The organism is Oceanospirillum multiglobuliferum, assembly GCF_900167095.1.
Taxonomy (GTDB): Bacteria; Pseudomonadota; Gammaproteobacteria; order Pseudomonadales; family Halomonadaceae; genus Oceanospirillum; species Oceanospirillum multiglobuliferum.
On sequence record NZ_FUXG01000044.1, the window covers coordinates 1 to 1,462 of the forward strand.

Sequence of the window (1,462 nt, forward strand, 5' to 3'; positions counted from 1 at the left end):
ATAAACCTGAAAGAGGCTATTGAGGGGGGTAAAGCATATCAAGAAATGCAAGATCAGCGTCACGCCGAGTTTAGGAAAATCTGGGGCGATAATCTTGATAATATATTGAAGCTAGCTCAATCTGCAGAAGATCATTTATCAGCAGGGTTTCAAGGCTTTGAAAATTTCAAAGAAAAGCAAGCCGTAGAACATCCTAATATAGATATAGATAGCTTAGATGTTGCCTTGGAAGATGGTCAACTCAAGCTCAGTGCACTCGATGTTAATGGTCAACCTATATCAGATAAGCAACTCGCTGCAATCGAAGAAGACTTTCTTAAAGAGAAAGAACTTGTTGAGTCGCTAACACTTGGCCTATCGGAGCTAACAGAATCAATTGCCAACGCGACATCATCATTGGCAATAGATAATGACCTTGAGTTTAGCTCTGAAGGTATCGTTAAAGAGAGCCGTTTCAGCTTGAACGAACTAGTTTCAGAGTATAATCAATATTTTGAGAGGACGTATAAAGCTGCAAGTGAAAGAGAAGGAACTATTTTAGACGGCTCTGATAAAATGGTACCAATTACTGAAAAATACCAAACATTTACAGAACGACTTGAAAGGGGAGGGCTCGAGCTTTTTTCTATCTTTAATTTTGCCCAACAAAAAGATTCTGAACCTGTGAACATATACTCTATAATAGATACCAAGGCTTAAATCTCTAAGGGTTCTATTCCTCGCTGCTTGCGGCGTAACTAATCACAATAACCAATAAATATATTAAATCAAAAATCAAGGCATATGTAAATTTATCAACATATGCCTTGAGTTCATTAAAAATGATTGTCAGATACTATTTAATAGGCCTATAAGCACGTCCACTTTGAACCACCCGTGTTGTAATCTCTCTCGTAGTAACACATTTTCGTTAACTTTTCTTGGCAGATATGGATAAAATAATTTTCACTTACTGTAGTAGCATTAGGTAAAGATACTATATAACGTCCTACACCATAGGAGATATCCCACCATTCTGAAGGATTAGTTGGTGTTCCACTATGCACCCTGTTATGGACATTAAATGTCTCGATTGCACTGCACTCATCTCCTTTCAATGGTTCGAATGAAAGAGATATATCAAAAGGTATTGATAAAATGATACCAACAACTGAAAAATACTCAACATTTTCAGAACGACTTGAAAGGGATGGTCTAGAGGCTTTTGCTTTTTTTGGCTTCGCTCATGAAAGCCCCTCTGAACGATCAAATATCTATTCACTTATAGACCTCAATGCTTAGCTGTGAGCCCCCGAATGATCGCACACCCATTCCGCGACAAATAATTTCGCATATAAAACAACACCTTGTCTTCAATTAAATTATTACCCTTAGCGGCAAATTCTGAGTGCAACACCTAATCCAATATCGGGTAAGGTGTTGTTATGACATACAAAGAACTCAACATAGAAGAGCGTGCCAC

The 1,462-nt window shown here is 37.8% G+C and carries 1 protein-coding gene; it reads left to right on the top strand.

The window, feature by feature from the left end; genetic code table 11:
• A partial coding sequence (locus B5D26_RS16260) for a hypothetical protein (protein ID WP_200810715.1) occupies window positions 1–699 on the top strand: 699 nt, incomplete at its 5' end.
• Between the last annotated feature and the right edge of the window lie 763 nt (window positions 700–1,462).